The 23,487-nt window shown below is 53.5% G+C and carries 13 protein-coding genes and 8 pseudogenes; 12 read left to right on the forward strand and 9 right to left on the reverse strand.

Features of this window, described 5'->3' with window-relative positions; all coding sequences use genetic code 11:
- Positions 1 to 101: 101 nt before the first annotated feature.
- The 3 pseudogenes from ACWWJF_RS23035 to ACWWJF_RS23045 all read right to left on the reverse strand — a co-directional run.
- Positions 102 to 780: pseudogene (locus tag ACWWJF_RS23035) on the reverse strand (IS1 family transposase).
- A gap of 63 nt (positions 781 to 843) precedes the next feature.
- Positions 844 to 1,197, reverse strand: a pseudogene (araC, locus tag ACWWJF_RS23040) (arabinose operon transcriptional regulator AraC); the annotation flags it as partial.
- Positions 1,198 to 1,317: 120 nt separating this feature from the next.
- Positions 1,318 to 1,845, reverse strand: a pseudogene (locus ACWWJF_RS23045) (ABC transporter permease subunit); the annotation flags it as partial.
- Between the two features lie 73 nt (positions 1,846 to 1,918).
- On the opposite strand from ACWWJF_RS23045, the pseudogene ACWWJF_RS23050 reads away from it, so the two are divergent.
- Positions 1,919 to 3,083 (forward strand): annotated as a pseudogene (locus ACWWJF_RS23050) (IS3 family transposase).
- 64 nt (positions 3,084 to 3,147) lie between these two features.
- Here the strand turns inward: ACWWJF_RS23050 and araG are convergent.
- Positions 3,148 to 4,406, reverse strand: a pseudogene (gene araG, locus ACWWJF_RS23055) (L-arabinose ABC transporter ATP-binding protein AraG); the annotation flags it as partial.
- A gap of 37 nt (positions 4,407 to 4,443) precedes the next feature.
- A protein-coding gene (locus ACWWJF_RS23060; RefSeq protein WP_455870574.1) for an IS3 family transposase occupies positions 4,444 to 5,651 on the reverse strand; the annotation gives its coding sequence in 2 pieces (ribosomal slippage) (positions 4,444 to 5,330 and positions 5,330 to 5,651; 1,209 coding nt in all).
- A 524-nt stretch (positions 5,652 to 6,175) separates the two neighbouring features.
- Here ACWWJF_RS23060 and ACWWJF_RS23065 point away from each other — a divergent pair.
- The 11 genes and pseudogenes from ACWWJF_RS23065 to ACWWJF_RS23115 form a co-directional block, all read left to right on the forward strand.
- Positions 6,176 to 7,861, forward strand: a complete 1,686-nt coding sequence (locus ACWWJF_RS23065; protein ID WP_455870671.1) for a ribulokinase — start codon at positions 6,176 to 6,178, stop codon at positions 7,859 to 7,861.
- Between the two features lie 48 nt (positions 7,862 to 7,909).
- Positions 7,910 to 9,415, forward strand: a pseudogene (araA, locus tag ACWWJF_RS23070) (L-arabinose isomerase).
- 128 nt (positions 9,416 to 9,543) lie between these two features.
- The gene (ydgT, locus tag ACWWJF_RS23075; RefSeq protein WP_455870672.1) at positions 9,544 to 9,759 is read left to right on the forward strand and encodes a transcription modulator YdgT; all 216 of its coding nucleotides are present in this window, start codon (positions 9,544 to 9,546) and stop codon (positions 9,757 to 9,759) included.
- 199 nt (positions 9,760 to 9,958) lie between these two features.
- Complete coding sequence (rsxA, locus tag ACWWJF_RS23080; protein WP_455870673.1) at positions 9,959 to 10,540, forward strand: electron transport complex subunit RsxA; 582 nt, start codon at positions 9,959 to 9,961, stop codon at positions 10,538 to 10,540.
- Complete coding sequence (gene rsxB / locus ACWWJF_RS23085; protein ID WP_455870674.1) at positions 10,540 to 11,118, forward strand: electron transport complex subunit RsxB; 579 nt, start codon at positions 10,540 to 10,542, stop codon at positions 11,116 to 11,118. The genes rsxA and rsxB overlap by 1 nt, the downstream gene beginning before the upstream one ends.
- Positions 11,111 to 13,015 (forward strand): electron transport complex subunit RsxC, encoded by a 1,905-nt coding sequence (gene rsxC / locus ACWWJF_RS23090; protein ID WP_455870675.1) that lies wholly within the window; start codon positions 11,111 to 11,113, stop codon positions 13,013 to 13,015. Before rsxB ends, rsxC begins: the two co-directional genes overlap by 8 nt.
- Positions 13,016 to 14,071 (forward strand): electron transport complex subunit RsxD, encoded by a 1,056-nt coding sequence (rsxD, locus tag ACWWJF_RS23095; protein WP_455870676.1) that lies wholly within the window; start codon positions 13,016 to 13,018, stop codon positions 14,069 to 14,071. It abuts the gene before it with no gap.
- A gap of 9 nt (positions 14,072 to 14,080) precedes the next feature.
- A complete protein-coding gene (gene rsxG / locus ACWWJF_RS23100; RefSeq protein ID WP_455870677.1) occupies positions 14,081 to 14,707 on the forward strand; it encodes an electron transport complex subunit RsxG in 627 nt (208 codons plus the stop codon).
- Between the two features lies 1 nt (position 14,708).
- Positions 14,709 to 15,413 carry an electron transport complex subunit E gene (locus ACWWJF_RS23105; protein ID WP_455871227.1) on the forward strand — a complete coding sequence of 235 codons (705 nt, stop codon included), beginning with the start codon at positions 14,709 to 14,711 and terminating at the stop codon, positions 15,411 to 15,413.
- Positions 15,414 to 15,429: 16 nt separating this feature from the next.
- The gene (gene nth, locus ACWWJF_RS23110; protein ID WP_455870678.1) at positions 15,430 to 16,065 is read left to right on the forward strand and encodes an endonuclease III; all 636 of its coding nucleotides are present in this window, start codon (positions 15,430 to 15,432) and stop codon (positions 16,063 to 16,065) included.
- Positions 16,066 to 16,354: 289 nt separating this feature from the next.
- Positions 16,355 to 17,383: pseudogene (locus ACWWJF_RS23115) on the forward strand (IS256 family transposase); the annotation flags it as partial.
- Positions 17,384 to 17,385: 2 nt separating this feature from the next.
- Here ACWWJF_RS23115 and ACWWJF_RS23120 read toward each other — a convergent pair.
- From ACWWJF_RS23120 to topA, 4 genes and pseudogenes are all read right to left on the reverse strand, one after another.
- Positions 17,386 to 18,550, reverse strand: a pseudogene (locus ACWWJF_RS23120) (IS3 family transposase).
- Positions 18,551 to 18,685: 135 nt separating this feature from the next.
- Positions 18,686 to 19,051: a hypothetical protein gene (locus ACWWJF_RS23125; protein WP_455870679.1), complete on the reverse strand. Its 366-nt coding sequence runs from the start codon at positions 19,049 to 19,051 to the stop codon at positions 18,686 to 18,688.
- A gap of 72 nt (positions 19,052 to 19,123) precedes the next feature.
- Positions 19,124 to 20,098 (reverse strand): HTH-type transcriptional regulator CysB, encoded by a 975-nt coding sequence (gene cysB / locus ACWWJF_RS23130; RefSeq protein ID WP_455870680.1) that lies wholly within the window; start codon positions 20,096 to 20,098, stop codon positions 19,124 to 19,126.
- A gap of 322 nt (positions 20,099 to 20,420) precedes the next feature.
- Complete coding sequence (gene topA, locus ACWWJF_RS23135; protein ID WP_455870681.1) at positions 20,421 to 23,012, reverse strand: type I DNA topoisomerase; 2,592 nt, start codon at positions 23,010 to 23,012, stop codon at positions 20,421 to 20,423.
- Between the last annotated feature and the right edge of the window lie 475 nt (positions 23,013 to 23,487).

Below are 23,487 nucleotides of genomic sequence, written 5' to 3' on the forward strand. Positions count from 1 at the left end.
CAACAAAGGCAGCCCTGTATGCGCTTTAATGGCCGACAATAGTGAAAATATAAGAAAAGAATACTGCCGAAGCCATGTATAAAAATTGGTAATGACTCCAATTAGTAGAACATGTGTTTTTCGATGAAGGCTCCGATGACTTTTTCGTGGATCTCGACGGAGCGCGAGAAGCAAATCGTTTTACGCGCCAGTCGTTTAATGCGGGTACGGGCTCTATGCGTTGCGTGAAGATCTTGCCAGTCAGATGTTTCTGCTTCGGAACCTCTCTTGCATAGCTGCCCCAGTTGTCACTGGTAATCATGCCGATGTTGAACGGTGTCAACAGAGCCAGCAATTCACGGCAGGTCTCATCGGTTCGGGGGCCAAAAGTGTAGGCCAGAACACCGCCCGTTTTGGTATTGTAAGCGTACCAAAGCCAGTGCTGTAGCGCCTGACTGCCAACGAAGCTCCATTGCTCATCAAGTTCACAGATAAGGGCGACGTCGGCGTGAGCAACGGGAGAAGACGTTATCCTGCGGGGCGAGAGCTTTTTAAAGCCCGGATGACCGTATTGATGCCGATTTTCAACGTTCTGGCGGTATTGCGAACACCGGCACCGTTGAAGGCCATATCAACGATCTGCTCTTTGACTCCCGGCTTTCGCGCTTTATAGCGGTAGGTAAGCTGGAATACACGGCGACAGCACTGACACCGGGAGCGTTCGCGCTTAGTTGGACTAAGGCCATGTCGATAAACTTTATCTGAATGGCAGCGAGGGCAATGAACAAAAACAGTAACCACGTGGAAACCTCAAATAGCGGCAGAATATCACAAAAGCCAACTATTTGAAGGCATTACCTACTGTTTACTGTTCCATTCCAGCCAATCGGCCCAGTAAGCGCGGGGACGAAAATAGACCCAGCGGTGATACCAGCAATCACTGTGCGGCGAGAGACCGTAAAAATGTTTGGATTTTGGCGGAAAAAGCAGTAAATCCCCCGGATTACAGAAAAAATCAGTTTCCCCGTCAGATACCCGACCTTGGCCTTTGATGGTCAGGTTAATAATATAGCCTTTCATCCCATCCGGGCGGTCGATAAAGAAATCAAGCGGCCCGTCAGCCAGAATGGGCGTTAAACCCGCCACCAGATAAGAGTTAAAAGAATAGCCACGAAGCAATGGGTTTGATTGCGACTCATGCGTCATACGCTGGTACATCGGCCCTCCGGGAATCATCGGGTGCAAACAGAACCAGGTAGCAGTGCAATAAGTGACACTGTCATCTGCACCCGACATTCTCTTAGGCGAGTAGCCTATAAACACCTAACTGCTTATACGCTATACGGTTTTCTTCGCCATTTGTTTGTAACGGTCGAAAATAACCGCGGCGAGCAAAATCAAACCATGCACCACATACTGAGCAAACGGCGAAATGTTGAGCAGGTTCATCGCATTTTCCACCGTACCGAGGATCAGGCCCCCCGCCACCACGTAAGAAATCTTGCCAATCCCCCCTTTCAAGGAGACGCCGCCCAGCACACAGGCAGAGATTACGATCAGTTCATAGCCGATAGAGGTCATGGGCTGCCCGCTGGTCATACGTGATGCCAGAATGATCCCCGCGGCTGCCGATACCAACCCAGACAAAGCAAAAATAATGATTTTGGTGCGTACCACCGGTACACCGGCCAGACGCGCCGCCTCCTCATTGCCGCCAATCGCCAGGGTATTACGGCCAAAGGTGGTTTTATTGAGCAGCAGGCCAAACAAAATCATGCATACTACCGTTATCCAAATCGGCGCAGGCAGCCCCAGCCAGTTGGCATAACCCAAAGTAAAGAAACGCTCATCGACAATCCCTACTGCTGTAGTGGCACACTGATACTGGCCACCTGAGCGGAGGTGATATGCTCACCTCATCAACACGACAGGTGACCTCATGGGTAAACATTTTACGGCGGAATTTAAGCTCGAAGCCGCAAAGCTGGTTGTCGACCACGGCTACACATACGTTAAGGCCGCAGAGGCGGTTAATGTCAGCCATTCTGCCATTAGTCGCTGGGTCAATAAGCTTCGCCTTGAACGACAGGGAAAAACGCCAACGGGACTTCCTCTTACCCCTGAACAGCTCGAGCTGCGTGAGATGAAGAAAAAAGTCCAATGCCTTGAAATGGAGAACGAAATCCTAAAAAAGGCTACGGCGCTCTTAATGTCGGACTCACTCAACGGTTCACGGTAGTCGACAGGCTGAGGGCGCGATACCCGGTCACGGCGTTGTGCCAAACTTTTGAGGTACATCGCAGCAGCTACAGGCACTGGCAGGCTTCCGCTAATGAACCCGACGGTGAGCGCGTGGTTAAGTGTAGTCGCGTCATGGAAGCCTGGAACGCCAGCGGCGGCTCTGCCGGCGCTCGAAGTATCGCGACCATCGTCACCGGCAGCTCTGGTGTCAAAATGGGGCGCTGGCTGGCAAGCTGATGAAGGAGCTGGGTATCGCCAGCTGCCAGCGACCGGCTCACAAATACAAACGCGGCGGCAATGAACACGTTGAAATACCGAACTATCTCAACCGCCAGTTCGCGGTTACCGCGCCGGATCAGGTCTGGTGCGGCGATGTGACCTACATCTGGACGGGCAAATGCTGGGCTTACCTTGCGGTGGTGCTAGACCTGTTCGCCCGCAAACCGGTGGGCTGGGCCATGTCGACGTCGCCGGACTCGGCGCTGACAGTTAAAGCGTTGCAGATGGCCTGGGAACTCCGGGGACAACCAACAGGAGTCATGTTCCACAGCGACCAGGGCAGCCACTATACCAGCCGTCAATACCGGCAAGCCCTGTGGCGCTGCCGGATAAAGCAGAGTATGAGTCGGCGGGGTAACTGCTGGGATAATGCGCCAATGGAGCGGTTCTTCCGCAGCCTGAAGACAGAATGGGTGCCGACAAAGGGTTACAACAGCTTCAGCGAAGCCCAGGACGCGATTATCCGCTACATCACGGGGTATTACAGCGCTATCCGGCCTCACTGGTATAACGGCGGCTTAACTCCAAACGAATCTGAGCGACTGTTCTACATACAGTCTAATGCGGTGGCCAATATTAGTTGACCACTACAGTTTTTTTCAGGTGAAGCAGACGTAACCGTTGACATAATTGTGTGCTCCTTCGCGTTTACGCGACTACAGCGTTGATTTCGGGAGTTCGTAACATCGCCAGGCTCAGCGCTTTCTGCTCGCTTGCCTCTTCGTGTGAAAGTTCGCCTGAAATGGCACCTTCGCGCATCACGATGATACGGTCAGCCAGTCCCAGCACTTCGGGCAAATCGCTTGAGGCAAACAGCACCGCGATCCCCTGCTTGGCCAGCGCATAAATCACGTTATAAATTTCATGCTTAGCCCCTACATCAATGCCACGCGTCGGTTCATCCAGTAGGATCACCTTCATCTCTTCGAAGAGCCAACGGCCTAGAATTGCTTTTTGCTGATTGCACCAGAAAGGTTCATGATCAACTGTTCAGCGGAGGGGGTTTTGATGTTTAACGCCTGAATTCGACGCTCCGCATTCTCTTCTTCCCACTGGTTATTAATGAAAAACCCGGCTTTGAGACTCTTGCGACGCGCGCTGATATTGATGTTATCGCGTACCGAATGCACCGGAATAATGCCGTCCGCTTTACGATCCTCCGGGCACAGCATGATGCCCTGACGAATCGCATCCATCGGAGTTTTAATCGTCTGCGGCTCGCCATCCAGCAGCACATCACCGCCGGTGACACGCGTACCGCCGAACAGCGCTTTCATCAGTTCACTGCGTCCGGCGCCCACCAGCCCAAACAGACCAACAATTTCGCCCTGCCTGACGCTGAGTGATATCGGACTCTTCACGCCTGGCGCTTTTACCTCGCGCAGCGTAAAACGCTCCGGCCCTAATTCGCGCGGGGCATAACCTTAGATATCGCCCAAATCGCGCCCGACCATCGCCTGGACCAGCATTTAGTGATTCACCGCCGCCGTATCGTCAAACGTGCGCACATATTTGCCATCTTTAAACACAGTGATGGCATCGCTCAGCGCAAAAATCTCTTCCATACGGTGCGACACGTACAGGATCACCCGTCCTTCACTGCGCAGCTCACGAATCACGCGAAACAACTGCTCGATTTCACGCGCGGACAGCGAACTGGTAGGCTCATCAAAGGCGATGATCTTGGCGTTACGGGCCAACGCTTTGGCAATTTCCACCATCTGCCATTGCCCGATAGAGAGGTATTTGAGCGGCGTATCCGGATCGATATCCAGCCCGAGGTGTTCCAATTGCAACTTGGATTCGTAACGTAACAGGGATTTGTTGACGAGGCCCTTCTTGTGCGGCAATTGACCCAGGTAGATATTTTCTGCCATGGTCATTTCTGGCACCAGATGCAATTCCTGTGATCTTGACCCACCATCTCCGGACAGCTTTTGTATCTTAAGTTAACGATGCCCGCTGGCGCCGATATTCTCTTGGGGAGTTGTATCCCAGCGCACTGTGCGGATGGTTTTCATTGTAATGATTGAAAGCCGCTGCAAGGTTCTTCAGCGCTGTTCGCACATCGGGTTTTGGCATGAAGGCGATGTAATCTTCCTTCATCGTCTTCACGAACCGTTCTGCCATGCCGTTACTCTGTGGACGGCTCACTGCTGTTGTGCAGGGCTCCAGATTCAGTTCTCTGGCGAACTTCCGCGTTTCATGCGCTGTGTACGCTGAACCATTATCCGTCAGCCATTGCACTGGTTTATCCGGCAGCGCGCTACCGAAGCGTTTTTCCACCGACCTCAGCATCACATCCTGCACGGTTGAACTGTCATAACCCCTGGTGCTCGCTGCCCAGTCTATGGCCTCCCGGTCGCAGCAGTCCAGTGCGAACGTCACCCGCAGCTTCTCGCCGTTGTCACAACCGAACTCGAAGCCATCTGAGCACCAGCGCATATCGCTCTCTGCTACCGCGATTTTGCCTTTATGCTCCCGCTTCGGACGTTCAGTTTTATCATGCAACAACAGCAGGTTATGCTCGCTCATTATCCTGTAAAGCCGTTTGGCGTTCACCGGTGGAAGTCCCTCTGCACGACGTTGCTTACGCAGGATACCCCACACTCGGCGGTAACCGTAACTGGGCATGTCGCTGATGATACGGAGGATGTCCGATAATATCTCAGCATCAGCTTCGTCATTACGCCGGTTGCTGCGCCTGTCCAGCCAGTCGGCAGAACGGTTAACCCGCAGTGACAGCTGCGCACGCGACACGCTCATGGCGCGGCTGACCAGAGCTATTCCCCGTCCTTTGGCAACAAGGGCGCGTGCGCTATCCATTTTCGCGACTGGCGGTACTCCACTGCTTCTTTGAGGATCTCAACTTCCATCGTCTTCTTACCCAGAAGGCGCTGTAGCTCCCGGACCTGCTTGAGGGCAGTCGCCAGCGCCGAAGCTGGAACCACTTCTTCTCCGGCCGCAACGGCGGTGAGGCTTCCTTCCTGGTATTGCTTCTTCCACTTAAACAAAAGGCTGGGCTGGATGCCATGCAGGCGGGCTACATGGGAGACGTTCATCCCCGGCTCCATTGTCTGCTGAATGATGGCGATTTTCTCTTGCGGAGTTTTACGCTTACGGACTTCTTGCCCTAACAGGATCCCGGTCATTTCAAAATTAGCATGATTGTTAGACATATATCTAAGCCTATCTCTTATCTGGAGATACAGCTACTGTCTGGTGTTACAGGGGGCTACATCACTCCGGTAGGGGTTCTCTTTTTTACAGGTTGCTCTCCACAACCTGCGTTATCACTCTCGGTAAGACACATTCAATCTGGTTAGAGAAAAAACACGGACTTAGTATTTATCCTCCACAGTGCAACATTCAGACGCTGTATTTGTAGCGGGTATTTTGCGCAAGAATCTAGAGCATTATCACATCCCGAAACAATGACAGGTTTGTGCATAGATTTAGCGAATTTAACCAGCCGTTAACCTTTGATTGATGTCACAAAACCATGACAGGTGGCAGAAAAATGCATACTTCCAGCTAACCCCTCCTCACTGCGCGCTTTTCTGCTGACTATGGTATATGCATCCGGAATGTGCGTTCCCGCTTATCCCGTCCCATGACAACACGCACTTTTAAGCGCGATCCCCCTCCACTGTGACGCAACAACAGGAGCTGAACGATGAACGCGGGTGCAACAGCAATCGGCCTGGATTTTGGCAGCGATTCAGTGCGCGCACTGGCCGTTGACTGTCAATCTGGACAGGAGTTAGAAACCGAGGTGGTCTACTATCCACGCAGGCGAGAAGGACGCTACTGTCTGCCTGCGGAGAATCAATTCCGGCATCATCCACTCGACTATATAGAAGCTCTGCAACAGGCCGTGCAGGTGGTGGTGCAGCGACTCTCCGCCGAGCAGCGTATGCAGATCCGCACCATTGGCGTCGATACCACAGGCTCAACACCGGCCCCGATAGACGAACAAGGCCAGGTGTTGGCGCTACGCCCGGAATTTGCCGACAACCCCAACGCAATGTTTGTGCTGTGGAAAGATCACACTGCCATCGAAGAAGCGGAAGCCATCAATACGCTGTGTCGTAGCGGTCAGTTCCCCGATTACACAAAATACATCGGCGGTGTGTACTCCTCTGAATGGTTCTGGGCCAAGATTTTGCACGTCTCGCGCGCCGACAGTGCCGTACATCAGGCGGCGGTATCCTGGATTGAACTGTGTGACTGGGTTCCGGCCCTACTCTCGGGGACTCAAGCGCCGCACAACATAAAACGCGGACGTTGCAGCGCCGGGCATAAATCGCTGTGGCACCCCGACTGGGGCGGCGTTCCGCCAAAAGATTTTCTTCACGCTCTCGATCCATTGCTGACCAGCCATTTACAGTACCCACTGTTCACCGACACCTGGACCGCCGATTTACCGGTTGGCACCATCACTCCCGAATGGGCCGCCCGATTAGGGGTTCCCACCAACACCATACTGGCAGGAGGTGCGTTTGACTGCCACATGGGTGCCGTGGGCGCGGGCGCACAGCCCTATACGTTGGTCAAAGTTATCGGCACCTCCACCTGCGATATTCTGATCGCTGATGAGGATCGTGTAGGGACCACTCCGGTTGCCGGGATCTGCGGTCAAGTCGACGGCAGCGTAGTGCCCGGTTTTGTTGGACTGGAAGCAGGACAGTCCGCGTTTGGCGATATGTATGCCTGGTTTGGCCGGTTATTAGGTTGGTCATTGCAACTCGCAGTCCAACAACATCCCGAACTTCAGCCGCAGTTGGCGCACACGCAAGCCCACCTATTGGAATCTCTGACCCAGCGCTGGGCGGACAATCCTTCACTCGATCATCTGCCAGTGGTGTTGGACTGGTTTAACGGCCGACGGACTCCATTTGCCAATCAGCGACTGAAAGGCGTGATCACCGATCTCAACCTGGGTACGGATGCCCCGGTGCTGTTTGGCGGATTTATCGCCGCCACCGCCTTTGGTGCCCGCGCCATTATGGAATGCTTTGAATCACAAGGGGTGCCGGTGGAAAACCTGCTGGCGCTGGGCGGCATCGCTCGCAAATCCCCGACCATCATGCAAGTGTGCACCGATGTGATGAATCGGCCGTTGCAAGTGGTGGCGTCCGATCAGTGCTGCGCACTGGGAGCGGCTATTTTTGGCGCCGTGGCCGCTGGGGTACACCCCGACATTCCGACTGCTCAGCGCCACATGGCCAGCCAAATCGAGCGTACCTTGACGCCCGATCCCACACGCGTGGCCCGTTATCAGGCGCTGTATGAACGTTATCAACAGTCGTGTCGTCTCGCCGAGCCTGCGTATGCTACGCAGCGTAAAGCGACAAACTGATCACCGGTTATTTTCCGTTTTTGAAGCTACGTGCAAGCAGGAGTTATCATGCGGAATTTACAACAGCGAGAAGTCTGGTTTGTCATTGGCAGCCAACATCTCTACGGTCCGGAAACCTTACGTCAGGTAAAATAGAATGCTGAAAAAGTGGTACAAGGGCTGAATCAGGATGCCGGACTGCCGGTAAAACTGGTGCTCAAACCGGTTGCCAAATCGCCGGACGAAATTCTGGCGCTGTGTCGCGACGCCAACTATCAAGATAACTGTATCGGTTTGCTGGTGTGGCTGCACACTTTCTCTCCGGCTAAAATGTGGATTGCCGGGCTGAGCGTACTCACCAAACCACTGATGCAGTTCCACACCCAGTTCAATGCAGAAATCCCGTGGGACACCATGGACATGGATTTCATGAATTTGAACCAGACAGCGCACGGTGGACGTGAGTTCGGGTTTATTAGCGCGCGTATGCGCCAATCGCATCAGGTCGCCGTCGGACACTGGAAGGATAAAAGCGCCCACCAACGTATTGCCAAATGGATGCGCGTCGTCGTCGCCATCGCAGAAAGCAAACAACTAAAAGTAGCGCGTTTTGGCGATAACATGCGGGAAGTGGCGGTAACCGAAGGGGATAAGGTAGGGGCACAGATCCAGTTCGGTTATTCCGTCAGCGCCTGGGGATTGGGCGATCTTGCCAGTGAAGAGGATGCGATCAGCAAAGGGGATATCGATGCACTGATCGATGAGTATGAGGCGAGCTACCAGTTAACCGACGCAGTCAAACTCCACGGCCCTAACCGTCAGAATCTGCTGGACGCCGCGCAAATTGAACTGGGACTCACCCGTTTTCTGGAAAAAGGCGGTTATCGCGCCTTCACTACCGATTTTGAAAATCTTTACGGGCTTAAGCAATTGCCCGGTCTGTCCGTGCAGCGCCTGATGCAAAAAGGCTACGGCTTTGGCGGCGAAGGCGATTGGAAAACCGCGGCGCTGTTGCGCATCATGAAGGTAATGGCAGAAGGCTTGCCGGGCGGCACCTCTTTTATGGAAGATTACACCTACCATTTCGTCCCCGGTAACAATCTGGTGGTAGGTTCCCATATGCTGGAAGTGTGCCCAAGCATCGCCAAAGAGGCTAAACCGATACTGGATGCGCAGCACCTGGGCATCGGTGGCAAAGCAGATCCTGCGCGGCTTATCTTCTCCACTCTGGCCGGCCCGGAGCTCAATGCCAGCGTCATCGACATGGGCGATCGTTTCCGCATGTTGGTCAACGTGGTGGATACCATTGAGCAACCACACCCCTTGCCCAAACTGCCGGTTGCCCGGGCTATCTGGCAGGCGCAACCGTCGCTGGAAGAGGCTGCCGAAGCCTGGATTCTGGCGGGCGGCGCGCACCATACGGTATTCAGTCAGGCGTTAAACCTGGATTACCTGCGCCTCTATGCAGAAATGAATCACATCGAACTGCTGGTGATTGATAACGAAACCCGTATTCCGGCATTCAAAGACGCTCTGCGCTGGAATGATATGTACTACAAACTCACTTCACGCTAAGCCATAGCAAGGAACCCGATTGCCAAGATCGGGTTCCATCTCTCATTCATAATTCCTATTGCGCTAGACACCTGTTTTCTCTGGCATATACTGAAATGCCCTACCCACATAATTATTAAACAAAAATCATGACCACTGCTGAATACTTACTCAAGTTTCGCAAAGTGAACACTCTCGACAGCCTGGAAAAACTCTACGACCATTTAAATTATTCGCTGACGGATAATAAGGAGATTATCAATATGTCGCGCGCTGCCGACCACCGCCGTGCCGAGTTGTCTACGGGGGGAAAATTGTACGACCTCGGTTGCATTCCCAAATCCGTCTGGCGTTTCGTGCTTTAACCCCTGACAACGGGTCGTTTTCTATACGGCCTGTTGGTTCTTGCCTTGCGTTCCTTGCCCCAAAGGCTTTCACTGTAACGGTTTGCCCTGCCAACTGCGGGGTAAATATCCGCTTTTGGTGAATATCCCTATTTTGGGTGTGTTGTCGAAAGCCTTACAATGCCGGATAATAGTCCGGTTTTGTTTTATAGGCATGGTAATGACCGACTATCTACTTCTTTTCGTCAGCACGCTGCTGGTGAACAATTTTGTTCTGGTGAAATTTCTCGGGCTTTGCCCCTTTATGGGCGTGTCCAAGAAATTGGAAACCGCCATTGGCATGGGGTTGGCAACAACCTTCGTCATGACGCTCGGCTCGATGTTTTCCTGGTTAGTCAACGAGTATGTGCTACTGCCGTTGGGCATCGTCTACCTGCGTACCATGGCCTTTATTTTGATTTTGGCGGTCGTGGTGCAGTTCACCGAAATGGCCGTGCGCAAAACCAGCCCGGAACTCTATCGCCTGCTAGGAATTTTCCTGCCGCTGATCACCACCAACTGCGCCGTGCTGGGCGTTGCGTTGCTCAACGTCAACCTGTCACACAACTTTCTGCAATCAACGGTTTATGGCTTCAGCGCCGCTGCTGGTTTCTCACTGGTTATGGTGTTGTTCGCCTCCATTCGTGAACGCATTGCCGTGTCGGATGTACCCGCGCCGTTCAAGGGTTCATCGATTGCATTGGTAACCGCTGGGTTGATGTCGCTCGCGTTTATGGGCTTTACCGGGTTGGTGAAATTCTAATGAATGCCATTTGGATTGCGATTGCAGCGGTGAGTGTGCTCGCACTGGTTTCCGGTTTGATTCTTGGTTTTGCCTCGCGCCGTTTTCACGTTGATGCTGACCCCATCGTCGAACAAGTCGAAGCGATGCTGCCGCAAAGCCAATGTGGCCAATGCGGCTATCCGGGCTGCCGCCCTTATGCTGAAGCCGTAGCGTTGCACGGTGAGCACATCAACAGATGCGGCCCCGGCGGCGAAGCAATGATGCTGAAGCTGGCCGAGAAACTCAATGTTGACCCGCAGCCGCTCGATGGTGACACTGCGGATCTGCAACCAGCACTTAAAGTGGCCTGGATAGACGAAAGCAACTGTATCGGCTGCACCAAATGTATTCAGGCCTGCCCGGTTGATGCCATCATTGGCACTACCCGCGCCGTGCACACCGTGGTAAGCGATCTCTGTACCGGTTGTGACCTGTGTGTCGCCCCTTGCCCTACAGATTGCATCGAACTGCGCCCGGTAGCCACCACGACGTCCAACTGGAAATGGGATCTCGAGACCATTCCGGTTCGCCTTATCCAAGTAGAACATCATGCTTAAGCTGTTAAATCTGTTTCGTAAAGAGAGAATTTGGGATTTCGACGGTGGCATTCATCCACCGGAGATGAAAACCCAATCCAGCCGCGTGCCGATGCGTCACATCCCGCTGCCGGAACAGTTTATTATTCCGCTGAAACAGCACCTCGGGCCGGAAGGCGAACTTTGCGTGAACGTTGGCGATCGGGTACTGCGCGGTCAACCCCTGACGCGCGGCACAGGACGTATGCTGCCGGTACACGCCCCTACCTCCGGCACGGTCAACGCTATCCGTCCACACATGACGGCACACCCTTCAGCCTTGCCCGAGTTAAGCATCATAATTATTCCTGACGGGGAAGATCGCTGGTGCGATCGCCAGTGCTTACCTGATTATCAGCAGCATTCAATAGACACCCTGCTCGCGCATTTACATCAGGCTGGTATTGCTGGTTTGGGCGGCGCTGGCTTCCCAACCTCGGCCAAACTCAAAGGTGGACTGCGCGGTATCGCAACGTTGATCATCAATGCCGCCGAATGTGAACCTTACATCACCGCCGACGATCGGTTAATGCAAGAGTATGCCCGTGAAATTGTGCAAGGGATTGAGATCCTGATACATTTGCTTTCACCCGAACGTACCTTGATTGGCATTGAAGACAACAAACCAGAAGCTATTCAGGCGCTGCGCCACGCACTGGCCGATCGCGCAGACATTCGGTTGCGGGTCATTCCCACCAAATACCCCTCCGGCGGTGCCAAGCAGCTCACCAAGATGTTGACTGGCAAAGAAGTGCCTTTTGGCAAACACTCCGCCTCCATCGGCGTATTGATGCAAAACGTCGGTACCGCGTATGCCATTAAACGCGCTGTGATCGACGGCGAAGCCTTGACGGAGCGGGTGGTTACCCTTACCGGGGAAGCGCTGCGCCAACCGGGCAATGTCTGGGCTCGCCTCGGCACGCCAGTGCGCCACTTGCTTAAACAGGCAGCGTTTCATTCCGAAAATAAAACCCCGATGGTGATCATGGGTGGACCGCTGATGGGCTTCACCCTGCCTGCGCTTGACGTTCCTATTGTCAAAATCAGCAACTGTATTCTTGCGCCGTCAGTGAACGAAATGCAGGCTCCAGAGCAAGAGCAATCCTGCATTCGGTGCAGTAAGTGCTCCGACGCCTGCCCGGCAGGACTGTTGCCACAGCAGCTTTACTGGTTCAGCCGCGGGCAGGAGCATGAAAAGGCGCGCGCGCACCATTTGTTTGACTGTATTGAATGCGGTGCCTGTGCCTATGTCTGCCCAAGCAATATTCCGTTGGTGCAATACTACCGTCAGGAAAAGGCTGAAATCCGCGCTATCGATCTTGAGGCATCGCGGGCGCAGCAGGCGAAAGCGCGTTTTGATGCGAAACAGTTGCGTCTAGAGCGAGAAAAAGCGGCGCGTGAACGGCGTCATCAGCAAGCGGCTGCCACCGTGTCTACGGCGGATAAACAGGCCGTTCAGGCTGCGCTGGAGCGCGTGCGTAGCAAAAATGCGCTTGCTAAACCGCTTGCTGCCATTGCGATAAATCCTGACCAAACGCCGGATAACAGCGCGGTCATCGCTGCGCGCGAAGCGCGAAAAGCTCAGGCGCGCGAGAAGCAACGGATGCAGGCCGATACAGAACAAGCCCAACCGGTTTCCACTGTGCCAGAGGATCCAAGACAGGCTGCGGTGGCTGCGGCTATTGCTCGGGTTAAAGCTAAAAAGGCAGCGCAGCAAGCGCCGGAGGCTATCCCCCCTACGGTTGTCACCACGCCGGTCCTCGCAGCGGAACCAGCTCCCGATCTCAGCGACCCACGCAAAGCCGCCGTTGCTGCTGCCATTACCCGCGTTAAAGCACGTAAAGCCGAACAGGCGTTAATCCACACTCACGAGGAATAGATGGCTTTCAAGATCGCAAGTTCGCCTTTTACCCATAACCATCAGCGCACACAGCGCATCATGCTGTGGGTAATACTCGCCTGTGTGCCCGGTATCGTTACCCAGACCCTGTTTTTTGGCGTCGGCACCTTGATACAAATCGCCCTCGCCTCGGCCACAGCGCTTACGGCGGAAGCGGTGACATTGTCACTGAGGAAATTTGCAGTACGCACCACGCTGGCGGATCAATCAGCGATGTTAACCTCCATTCTGCTCGGTGTCAGCTTGCCCCCATTAGCACCCTGGTGGATGGTGGTGCTTGCCACATTTTTCGCTATTGTGATTGCCAAACAACTGTATGGCGGATTAGGAAACAACCCGTTTAATCCGGCTATGGTCGGCTACGTAGTGCTGTTAATCTCCTTCCCGGTCCAGATGACCAGTTGGCTACCGCCCAGCGCGCTACAGGTGGCACCGGTCACCTTCGTTGATGCACTGCATGTGATTTTTACCGGACAAACCGATGCGGGTTTACACATTCAGGGACTAATGCAGAACATTGATGGCATTACCCAGGCCACGCCGTTAGATGGCTTCAAAACCGGTCTGCGTGCCGGGGAAACACCGGCACAAGTATTACAACACCCAATCTTTGCGGAGAGTCTGGCGGGCGTGGGCTGGCAATGGGTCAATCTGGCGTACCTTGCCGGTGGCATTCTTTTATTATTGACACGCTCCATTCGCTGGCATATTCCCGTCAGCATGCTGCTCTCTTTGCTGCTGTGCGCCGCGCTCGGCTGGGTATTGATGCCGGAAAAAGCCGCACCTCCACTGCTGCATCTGTTCTCTGGTGCAACCATGCTCGGTGCTTTTTTCATCGCCACCGATCCCGTGACGGCTTCCACCACCAATAAAGGGCGCTTGTTGTTTGGCGCGCTGATTGGGCTGCTGGTGTGGTTGATCCGCACCTACGGTGGATACCCGGATGGCATCGCGTTTGCGGTATTACTGGCGAATATTACCGTTCCGCTCATCGATTACTTTACCCAACCACGCGCCTACGGCAATCGTCGATAAGGAAATAGCATGATCAGTACGATGCGACGTCACGCGACCACGCTGGCACTGTTTGCCGCCTTGACCACCGGCTTGACAGCGGTGGTCAATACCCTGACTAAACCTACTATTGCCCATCAAGCGCAGTTGCAACAAAAAGCGTTGCTGGATCAGGTGATTCCGCCGGATATTTACGACAACAATATTCTGCAAGAATGTTACCTTGTCACCGATGAGGCGCTGGGCACGACATCCGCGCGACATTTCTACCTTGCACGCAGAGGTGATACCCCGGTGGCGGCAGCCATTGAATCGAGCGCACCAGACGGTTATTCCGGTGCCATTCATCTGCTGATAGGAGCGGATTTCCATGGTAAGGTACTCGGGGTTCGGGTGACTGAGCACCATGAAACGCCAGGACTGGGCGACAAAATTGATCTGCGGGTATCTGACTGGATAACCCGCTTTACCGGACGTACCGTGCAAAGTGCCGACGATCGCCAGTGGGCCGTCAAAAAGGATGGCGGCGAATACGATCAGTTCACCGGTGCCACCATCACGCCCCGTGCCGTGGTAAACGCCAGCAAACGGACTGCGCTTTTTATGCAGACCCTCCCGGCGCGCCTGACGACATTGCAGAATTGTGGAGCAGAGTAACATGAGAGAAGTGAAACACCTTCTGGCCCAGGGGCTTTGGAAAAACAACTCAGCGCTGGTGCAACTTTTAGGCATGTGCCCACTGCTGGCCGTCACCTCAACCGCCACCACCGCCTTGGGCTTAGGGTTAGCCACCACGTTGGTACTGACCTGCACCAATGCAGCGATTTCCGCCATGCGCCGGTGGGTCCCGTCTGAAATCCGCATTCCTATTTATGTGATTATTATCGCAGCCGTGGTCAGCTCGGTGGAAATGCTGATTAACGCCTATGCCTACGGCTTATACCAATCGCTGGGCATATTTATTCCACTGATCGTCACTAACTGTTTGGTGATCGGACGAGCGGAAGCCTATGCCGCGCAAAACCCCGTCGCCCTTTCGGCACTGGATGGTTTCGCCATGGGCATGGGAGCGACCTGTACCATGTTCGTGTTGGGTTCCCTGCGTGAATTACTGGGTAATGGCACGCTGTTTGACGGTGCAGACTTGTTGCTCGGCAATTGGGCCAAAGCGCTGCACATCGAAGTGATCCACGTTGATACCCCGTTCTTGCTGGCGATGCTCCCGCCAGGTGCGTTTATCGTTTTGGCGCTGTTGCTTGCCGCCAAATACCTGATTGACGAAAAAATGAAACGCCGCCGCGCAGTCAGCGAAGCAAAACAGAACGTTACAGCAGTTGACACGTTGACCGGAACGGCACCATAAGCACAAGGATAAAACGATGAACAAGGAAAAACGCGGCGAAATCTTGCGTCGTCTGCGCGATGCGAATCCACATCCGACCACAGAGTTACACTTTGATACACCGTTCGAGCTGTTGATAGCCGTACTGCTTTCAGCACAGGCCACAGATGTCAGCGTGAATAAAGCCACGGCAAAACTCTATCCTGTCGCCAACACGCCAGAAGCCTTGTTGGCACTTGGGGTTGACGGTATAAAAGCTTATATCCGCACCATTGGCCTGTTTAACAGCAAGGCTGAAAATATCATCAAGACCTGCCGTATTCTGTTAGACAAGCATCAGGGTCAAGTGCCGGAAAATCGCGAAGCGCTGGAAGCACTGCCCGGTGTCGGTCGTAAAACCGCCAACGTGGTGTTAAACACCGCCTTTGGTTGGCCCACCATCGCCGTTGACACGCATATTTTCCGCGTGTGCAACCGTACCGGATTCGCGCCGGGAAAAAACGTGGATGCAGTAGAAGAAAAGCTATTGAAGGTAGTGCCAGCAGAATTCAAAATCGACTGCCACCACTGGCTGATTCTGCACGGACGTTACACCTGCATCGCCCGTAAACCGCGCTGCGGTTCCTGCCTGATTGAAGATTTGTGCGAGTTCGGTGACAAGGTATACGCCTGAGGATACTCAGCGCATTCAGCAACGTCTTGCCAAGATCCATTCTGATATCGCGTCCAGGGCACCGGGCGCGTAAGCAGACTGTCCTGCGGCTAAAAATCCCCACTGCGTCCAGCGCGGCCATTTGTCGTTCAGTTGATAATTAAACCATTTGGCGCGCAGTAACCCGTGGGTGGCATCTTTGACTTCGCGTAAACAGCGTGAAGTTGCCACCGGCAGTGACCCTGTACATAAATTTGTGTAATTGCCTGATTTTGATATGTTCAATCCAACATCAAAAACAGGTTAATTTATGGACGAAAAACAGTTGCAGGCTCTGGCTAACGAACTGGCCAAAAATCTCAAAACCCCTGACGCTCTCAGACAATTCGATCGCCTGCTGAAGAAAATCGGCGTTGAGGCTGCTCTCAACGCCGAAATGTCCCACCATCTGGGCTACGATAAAAATCAGTCCAAACCGGGGGCCAACTCCCGCAACGGCTATTCCACAAACACCGTGACCACCGGCGATGGCCCTCTGGCACTAGGTACTCCGCGCGATCGTGATGGCTCCTTCGAACCACAACTGGTGAAGAAAAACCAGACCCGGATCACCGGGATGGATAACCAAATCCTGTCCCTGTACGCCAGAGGGATGACCACCCGCGAGATAGCGTCTGCGTTCAACGAGCTGTATGACGCGGATGTCTCACCGGCGCTGGTCTCCAAGGTCACCGACGCCGTGATGGAACAGGTTACTGAATGGCAAAATCGTCCACTGGATGCAGTCTATCACATTGTTTACCTTGACTGTATCATCCTGAAGGTCCGGCAGGACAGTCGCGTCATCAATAAATCCGTGTTCCTGGCACTGGGTATCAACATCGAGGGCCAGAAAGAACTGCTGGGTATGTGGCTGGCCGAAAACGAGGGCGCGAAGTTCTGGCTCAATGTGCTGACAGAACTAAAAAACCGCGGCCTGAACGATATCCTCATCGCCTGTGTCGACGGTCTGAAAGGCTTCCCGGACGCCATCAACGCGGTGTATCCGGAAGCCCGCATCCAGCTGTGCATCGTGCACATGGTACGCAACAGCCTGAGGTTCGTCTCTTGGAAGGACTACAAAGCCGTCACACGCGACCTGAAAGCCATCTATCAGGCCGCTACGGAAGAAGCAGGCCAGCAGGCGCTGGAAGCATTCGCCAGCGCATGGGACAGCCGCTATCCACAGACAAGCCGGAGCTGGCAGACGAACTGGAGCAATCTGGCAACGTTCTTCGCTTACCCGGCAGATATCCGCAAAGTCATCGACACAACCAACGCCATCGAGTCGCTGTGTAGTGGTCAACTAATATTGGCCACCGCATTAGACTGTATGTAGAACAGTCGCTCAGATTCGTTTGGAGTTAAGCCGCCGTTATACCAGTGAGGCCGGATAGCGCTGTAATACCCCGTGATGTAGCGGATAATCGCGTCCTGGGCTTCGCTGAAGCTGTTGTAACCCTTTGTCGGCACCCATTCTGTCTTCAGGCTGCGGAAGAACCGCTCCATTGGCGCATTATCCCAGCAGTTACCCCGCCGACTCATACTCTGCTTTATCCGGCAGCGCCACAGGGCTTGCCGGTATTGACGGCTGGTATAGTGGCTGCCCTGGTCGCTGTGGAACATGACTCCTGTTGGTTGTCCCCGGAGTTCCCAGGCCATCTGCAACGCTTTAACTGTCAGCGCCGAGTCCGGCGACGTCGACATGGCCCAGCCCACCGGTTTGCGGGCGAACAGGTCTAGCACCACCGCAAGGTAAGCCCAGCATTTGCCCGTCCAGATGTAGGTCACATCGCCGCACCAGACCTGATCCGGCGCGGTAACCGCGAACTGGCGGTTGAGATAGTTCGGTATTTCAACGTGTTCATTGCCGCCGCGTTTGTATTTGTGAGCCGGTCGCTGGCAGCTGGCGATACCCAGCTCCTTCATCAGCTTGCCAGCCAGCGCCCCATTTTGACACCAGAGCTGCCGGTGACGATGGTCGCGATACTTCGAGCGCCGGCAGAGCCGCCGCTGGCGTTCCAGGCTTCCATGACGCGACTACACTTAACCACGCGCTCACCGTCGGGTTCATTAGCGGAAGCCTGCCAGTGCCTGTAGCTGCTGCGATGTACCTCAAAAGTTTGGCACAACGCCGTGACCGGGTATCGCGCCCTCAGCCTGTCGACTACCGTGAACCGTTGAGTGAGTCCGACATTAAGAGCGCCGTAGCCTTTTTTAGGATTTCGTTCTCCATTTCAAGGCATTGGACTTTTTTCTTCATCTCACGCAGCTCGAGCTGTTCAGGGGTAAGAGGAAGTCCCGTTGGCGTTTTTCCCTGTCGTTCAAGGCGAAGCTTATTGACCCAGCGACTAATGGCAGAATGGCTGACATTAACCGCCTCTGCGGCCTTAACGTATGTGTAGCCGTGGTCGACAACCAGCTTTGCGGCTTCGAGCTTAAATTCCGCCGTAAAATGTTTACCCATGAGGTCACCTGTCGTGTTGATGAGGTGAGCATATCACCTCCGATCAGGTGGCCAGTATCAGTGTGCCACTACAATTATCGAGTTCGGTGACCGCCTGGACGGTCACTACTGAGAAAGGCATTTACACAGAATCATTTACAGGGTCAATTCTGGCCGTGCACGTAACGCATGCAGTGCGGCAACCGCTTCATCCGCACGATCGCGTAGGGTTTGTGCCAACCAATCACCGGTGCTGGCCGCTACGCCGGGCTTATCCCAGGAAAATACGCCAATCCCCTGGGCAACAAGTGCATTTACTAGCGGAAGGTAGCCGCCGTCAGACCAGCGGTCCTGGGCACCGTCGCCGTCCACTAGCAACACCACGGGCGGGTTGTGCTTGTTATCAGGCAGCAACAGCGTGCCTTCAAGACGGGCATCGCCCAGCGAAAACGATAAAGTCTGCTGGGCACGTTCAGGGAGTTCAAAAGCATAGAGACCATGCAGCACGATGCCTGATATCACTATTAGCGCACAGGCCACTACTGATAGCACAAGCTTGATCATGCCATGCACCTCTTTGATGAATAATCGACGCTATTTCACTGGCAGCGTTATATCCTTAAACATAGCTTCAATTTCCTCATTTGATCGCAAAGCAATGGCAGAATCCACCACATCACGCGTGAGGTGCGGCGCAAAGCGCTGAATAAAATCATACATGTAGTTTCGCAGGAAGGTACTGCGCCGGAACCCGATCTTGGTGGTGCTGTAGCTAAAAATGCTGTTCGCGTTAATGGTCACCAGATCCGTCTCCGTGCGCGGATCGACGGCCATGTTGGCGATAACACCCACACCCAACCCCAGACGCACGTATGTTTTGATCACATCAGCATCCGTGGCAGTGAACACAATGCGCGGCGTCAACCCTGCACGGTTAAATGCGGTATCCAGCTCCGAACGGCCTGTAAAACCGAAAGTGTAGGTAACAATCGGATACGCTGCCAGCTCTTCAATGGTGATATTTTTCTTCGTTGCCAGCGGATGGTCGGGTTTCACCACCACCGCGCGATTCCAGTGGTAACACGGCAGCATGATCAAATCGTCATACAGATGCAGCGCCTCAGTGGCGATGGCAAAATCTGCCGTCCCTTTCGCAACCGCTTCGGCTATCTGCGTTGGCGATCCCTGATGCATGTGCAGTGAAACGCGAGGATAACGTTCAATAAAACCTTTGATGACATCCGGCAGCGCATAGCGCGCCTGCGTATGCGTGGTGGCCACATAGAGCGAACCTTTATCAGGATAGGTGTGTTCTCCTGCTACGGCCTTGATAGCATCTACCTTGGAGAGCACTTCCCGGGCAATACGCACCACTTCCTGACCTGCGGGCGTTACCTGAGTCAGGTGTTTACCGCTACGCGCAAAAATTTGAATTCCCAGCTCATCTTCCAGCATTCTCACCTGTTTACTGATCCCCGGCTGCGAGGTGTACAGACCTTCAGCCGTTGAGGAAACATTCAGGTTATGATTAACAACTTCAACGATATAACGAAGCTGTTGCAATTTCATATGTCATCCCATGTTATTGAGCATGTGCATCAGGCACGAATAAATGATCTACCGTTGCTTTACTTTTTCATGACGCTGCAACATTTGCAATGCAATGAAAAGCAGGCGGTTATTTCATCATATTAAGGTCATTTAATCATAAAAAAATATTTTTATATAACTATTATCTTTGCATTGATAAAAATTGTGCCCTCAACGTGAGCTGAGTGAGGGCGCTCATTCTAGCGCACGGCGGCGCGATCGTCTCACCTAGATCGCTATCTTCCTACCCAGATCAAAAAAGCCAGCCCAAAAGGCTGGCTTTTATTCACCTGGCAGCGAATTATTTTTTCTCAGAGGTCCACTTACCGTCTACATAGAATGCAGACCACACTGTCGCCTTACCGTTTTTCTCCGAAGCAACGTATTGCTGCTTGGTTTTACGACTAAAGCGTACCACCGCTTTGTTGCCTTCGGTATCTTCCACCGGCGCATCAGCCAGATAGCGCAGTTTTTCCGGCAGGCGATCGCGGAATCGCACCAACTCTTCCACTAACGGCGCACGGGTTTCACGCGATTTAGGGAAGGTATTAGCAGCCAGGAATACTCCTGCCGCACCGTCACGCAGCACGAAATAGGCATCGGATTTTTCGCACGGCAGTTCAGGTAAGGGAACCGGATCTTCCTTCGGCGGTGCAACTTCACCATTGCGCAAAATCTTGCGGGTATTGGTACAGGTTTCGTTAGTACAGGCCATGTACTTGCCAAAACGCCCCATTTTCAGGTGCATATCTGAACCACATTTGTCGCACTCCACTACCGGACCGTCGTACCCCTTGATACGAAACTCACCGTTTTCGATCTCATAGCCGTCACATGCCGGGTTATTACCGCACACGTGCAGCTTGCGCTGGTTATCGATCAGGTAGCTGTCCATCGCCGTACCGCACTTGCCGCAACGACGGCGAGCACGCAGCGCATTGGTTTCAGCCTCATCCCCTTCCAGCACGTTTAACACTTCGGCTTCAGGGATCAGGTTAATGGTGGTCTTGCAGCGCTCTTTTGGCGTCAATGCATAGCCGGAACAGCCGAGGAACACGCCGGTGCTGGCGGTACGGATCCCCATCTTGCGTCCACAGGTAGGGCAATCGATGGTGGTCAGCACCATGGCATTGGGGCGCATTCCTCCCGCTTCCGGATCCATTTCCGCTTTTTCCAACTGCTGGCTGAATTCGGCAAAAAACTCATCCAGCACCCCTTTCCACTCCGCCTGATTGTTGGCGACCTGATCGAGACTACTTTCCATGCGCGCAGTAAAATCGTAGTTCATCAATTCGCGGAAGTTTTCTTCCAGACGATCAGTGACAATTTCACCCATTTTTTCCGCGTAGAAACGGCGATTTTCCACCCGCACATAGCCACGATCCTGAATGGTTGAAATGATAGAGGCGTAAGTGGATGGACGACCAATACCGCGTTTTTCCAACTCTTTTACCAGCGAGGCATCGCTGTAGCGGGCAGGTGGTTTGGTAAAATGCTGGCTCGGCAGCAGTTTATCCAGGGACATCACTTCCCCTACCTCAACGGTCGGCAGCGTACGATCTTCATCACCTTTACGCAGCGCCGGCATTACTTTGGTCCAGCCATCAAAACGCAGGGTGCTTCCTTTGGCGCGTAATTGATAGCCTTCCGCGTTCACCAACAGTGTTGTAGAGTCATATTTGGCCGGTGTCATTTGGCAGGCCACGAATTGACGCCAGATCAACTGGTAGAGTTTCTGCGCATCAGCTTCCATATCCTTCAACGCATCCGCCAGAACGGCAACATCTGAGGGACGAATCGCTTCATGCGCTTCCTGAGAATTTTCTTTACTGCTGTAGAGATTCGCGCTCTCCGGCAGGTAAGCGTTACCAAAGCTGGACGCAATATAATCGCGCGCCATGGTCAGCGCATCCTGACTCAGGTTGGTGGAATCAGTACGCATGTATGTGATGTAGCCCGCTTCGTACATGCGCTGCGCCATCATCATGGTTTTTTTAACGCCAAACCCCAAGCGGGTACTTGCCGCCTGTTGCAGCGTGGAGGTGATGAAAGGAGCCCCCGGTTTGCTGCTGGTGGGCTTGTTCTCGCGCTCCGCGACCACATAACGAGCGGTCTCCAGCACGCTGACCGCCGCCGCTGTTTGCGCTTTATTAACCGGCTTGAACGGCTTGCCATCAAAGTGCGTCACCTGCATTTGCAATGCGGCACTCGATGACAACAAATCCGCATGCAGTTCCCAGTATTCTTCCGGGATAAAGGCCTTGATTTCTCGTTCGCGCTCTACCACCAGACGTACCGCAACGGACTGCACGCGACCAGCAGAAAGCCCACGGGCGATTTTTTTCCACAACAGCGGAGAAACCATGTAGCCCACGACACGGTCCATAAAACGCCGCGCTTGCTGCGCATTGACCCTGTCGATATTTAATTTATCTGGTTTTTCAAACGCCTGAGTGATTGCGTTCTTAGTGATTTCGTTAAATACCACGCGGCTGAAACGGCCTTCATCGCCCCCAATTATTTCCCGCAGGTGCCAAGCAATGGCCTCCCCTTCGCGGTCAAGGTCGGTTGCGAGATAGACGTGGTCGGCATTGGCCGCCAGCGTTTTCAGTTCAGAGACCACTTTCTCTTTGCCGGGCAGTATTTCGTAATCGGCCTGCCAGCCGTGGTACGGATCGACCCCCATACGATTGACCAGCGCGGTACGCTCATCTTTTTTGCCGGCTTTTTTCGCTTTGCCAGGCTCAGCGCTCTTCTTCGCCGCTGCAGAACCGCTGGTCGGCAAATCACGCACATGACCGACGCTCGATTTCACCACGTAGTCATTGCCCAGATATTTGTTGATTGTTTTGGCTTTGGCCGGGGACTCAACTATGACGAGAGCTTTACCCATATGTATTGTTACCTACCGAATGCTTCATAATAACGTGTTGTTGAGGGCGTCTGGTCCTTTTTTCAAGGGGCATATACGTCATTTATTCTCTACCGCTACGCCTGTTCGCGTACTTCCAGCTTCACTACGTGGAGATTCAAGAGTACGTAACGATCAATAAACCATTCCATAACCACATGACCATCCAAGTTTTTTTGCTGTAATGACGGTTAACTGCCCGCGGTGCCGCTTATGCTGCTGCAACACCGTAAAGAATTTTTTCCGCTTAACGATACAAAATCCCACACTCTACCTGATAAATGCCGCCACGCAACCTAATTAGCATGGAAACGCGGTTTTCGCCAACCTCTACAGCTCATCGTTATCGGCTGACAGCGGCGTAGTCTTCAGAAAAATTACGTCGTCTTATCAACCTGTTTTCAAAGGTTCATTAAAAAAAGCGCAAAAAAGCACAAGCGGATGCCGTTGGGGTGGC

Source organism: Symbiopectobacterium sp. Eva_TO (assembly GCF_053848865.1).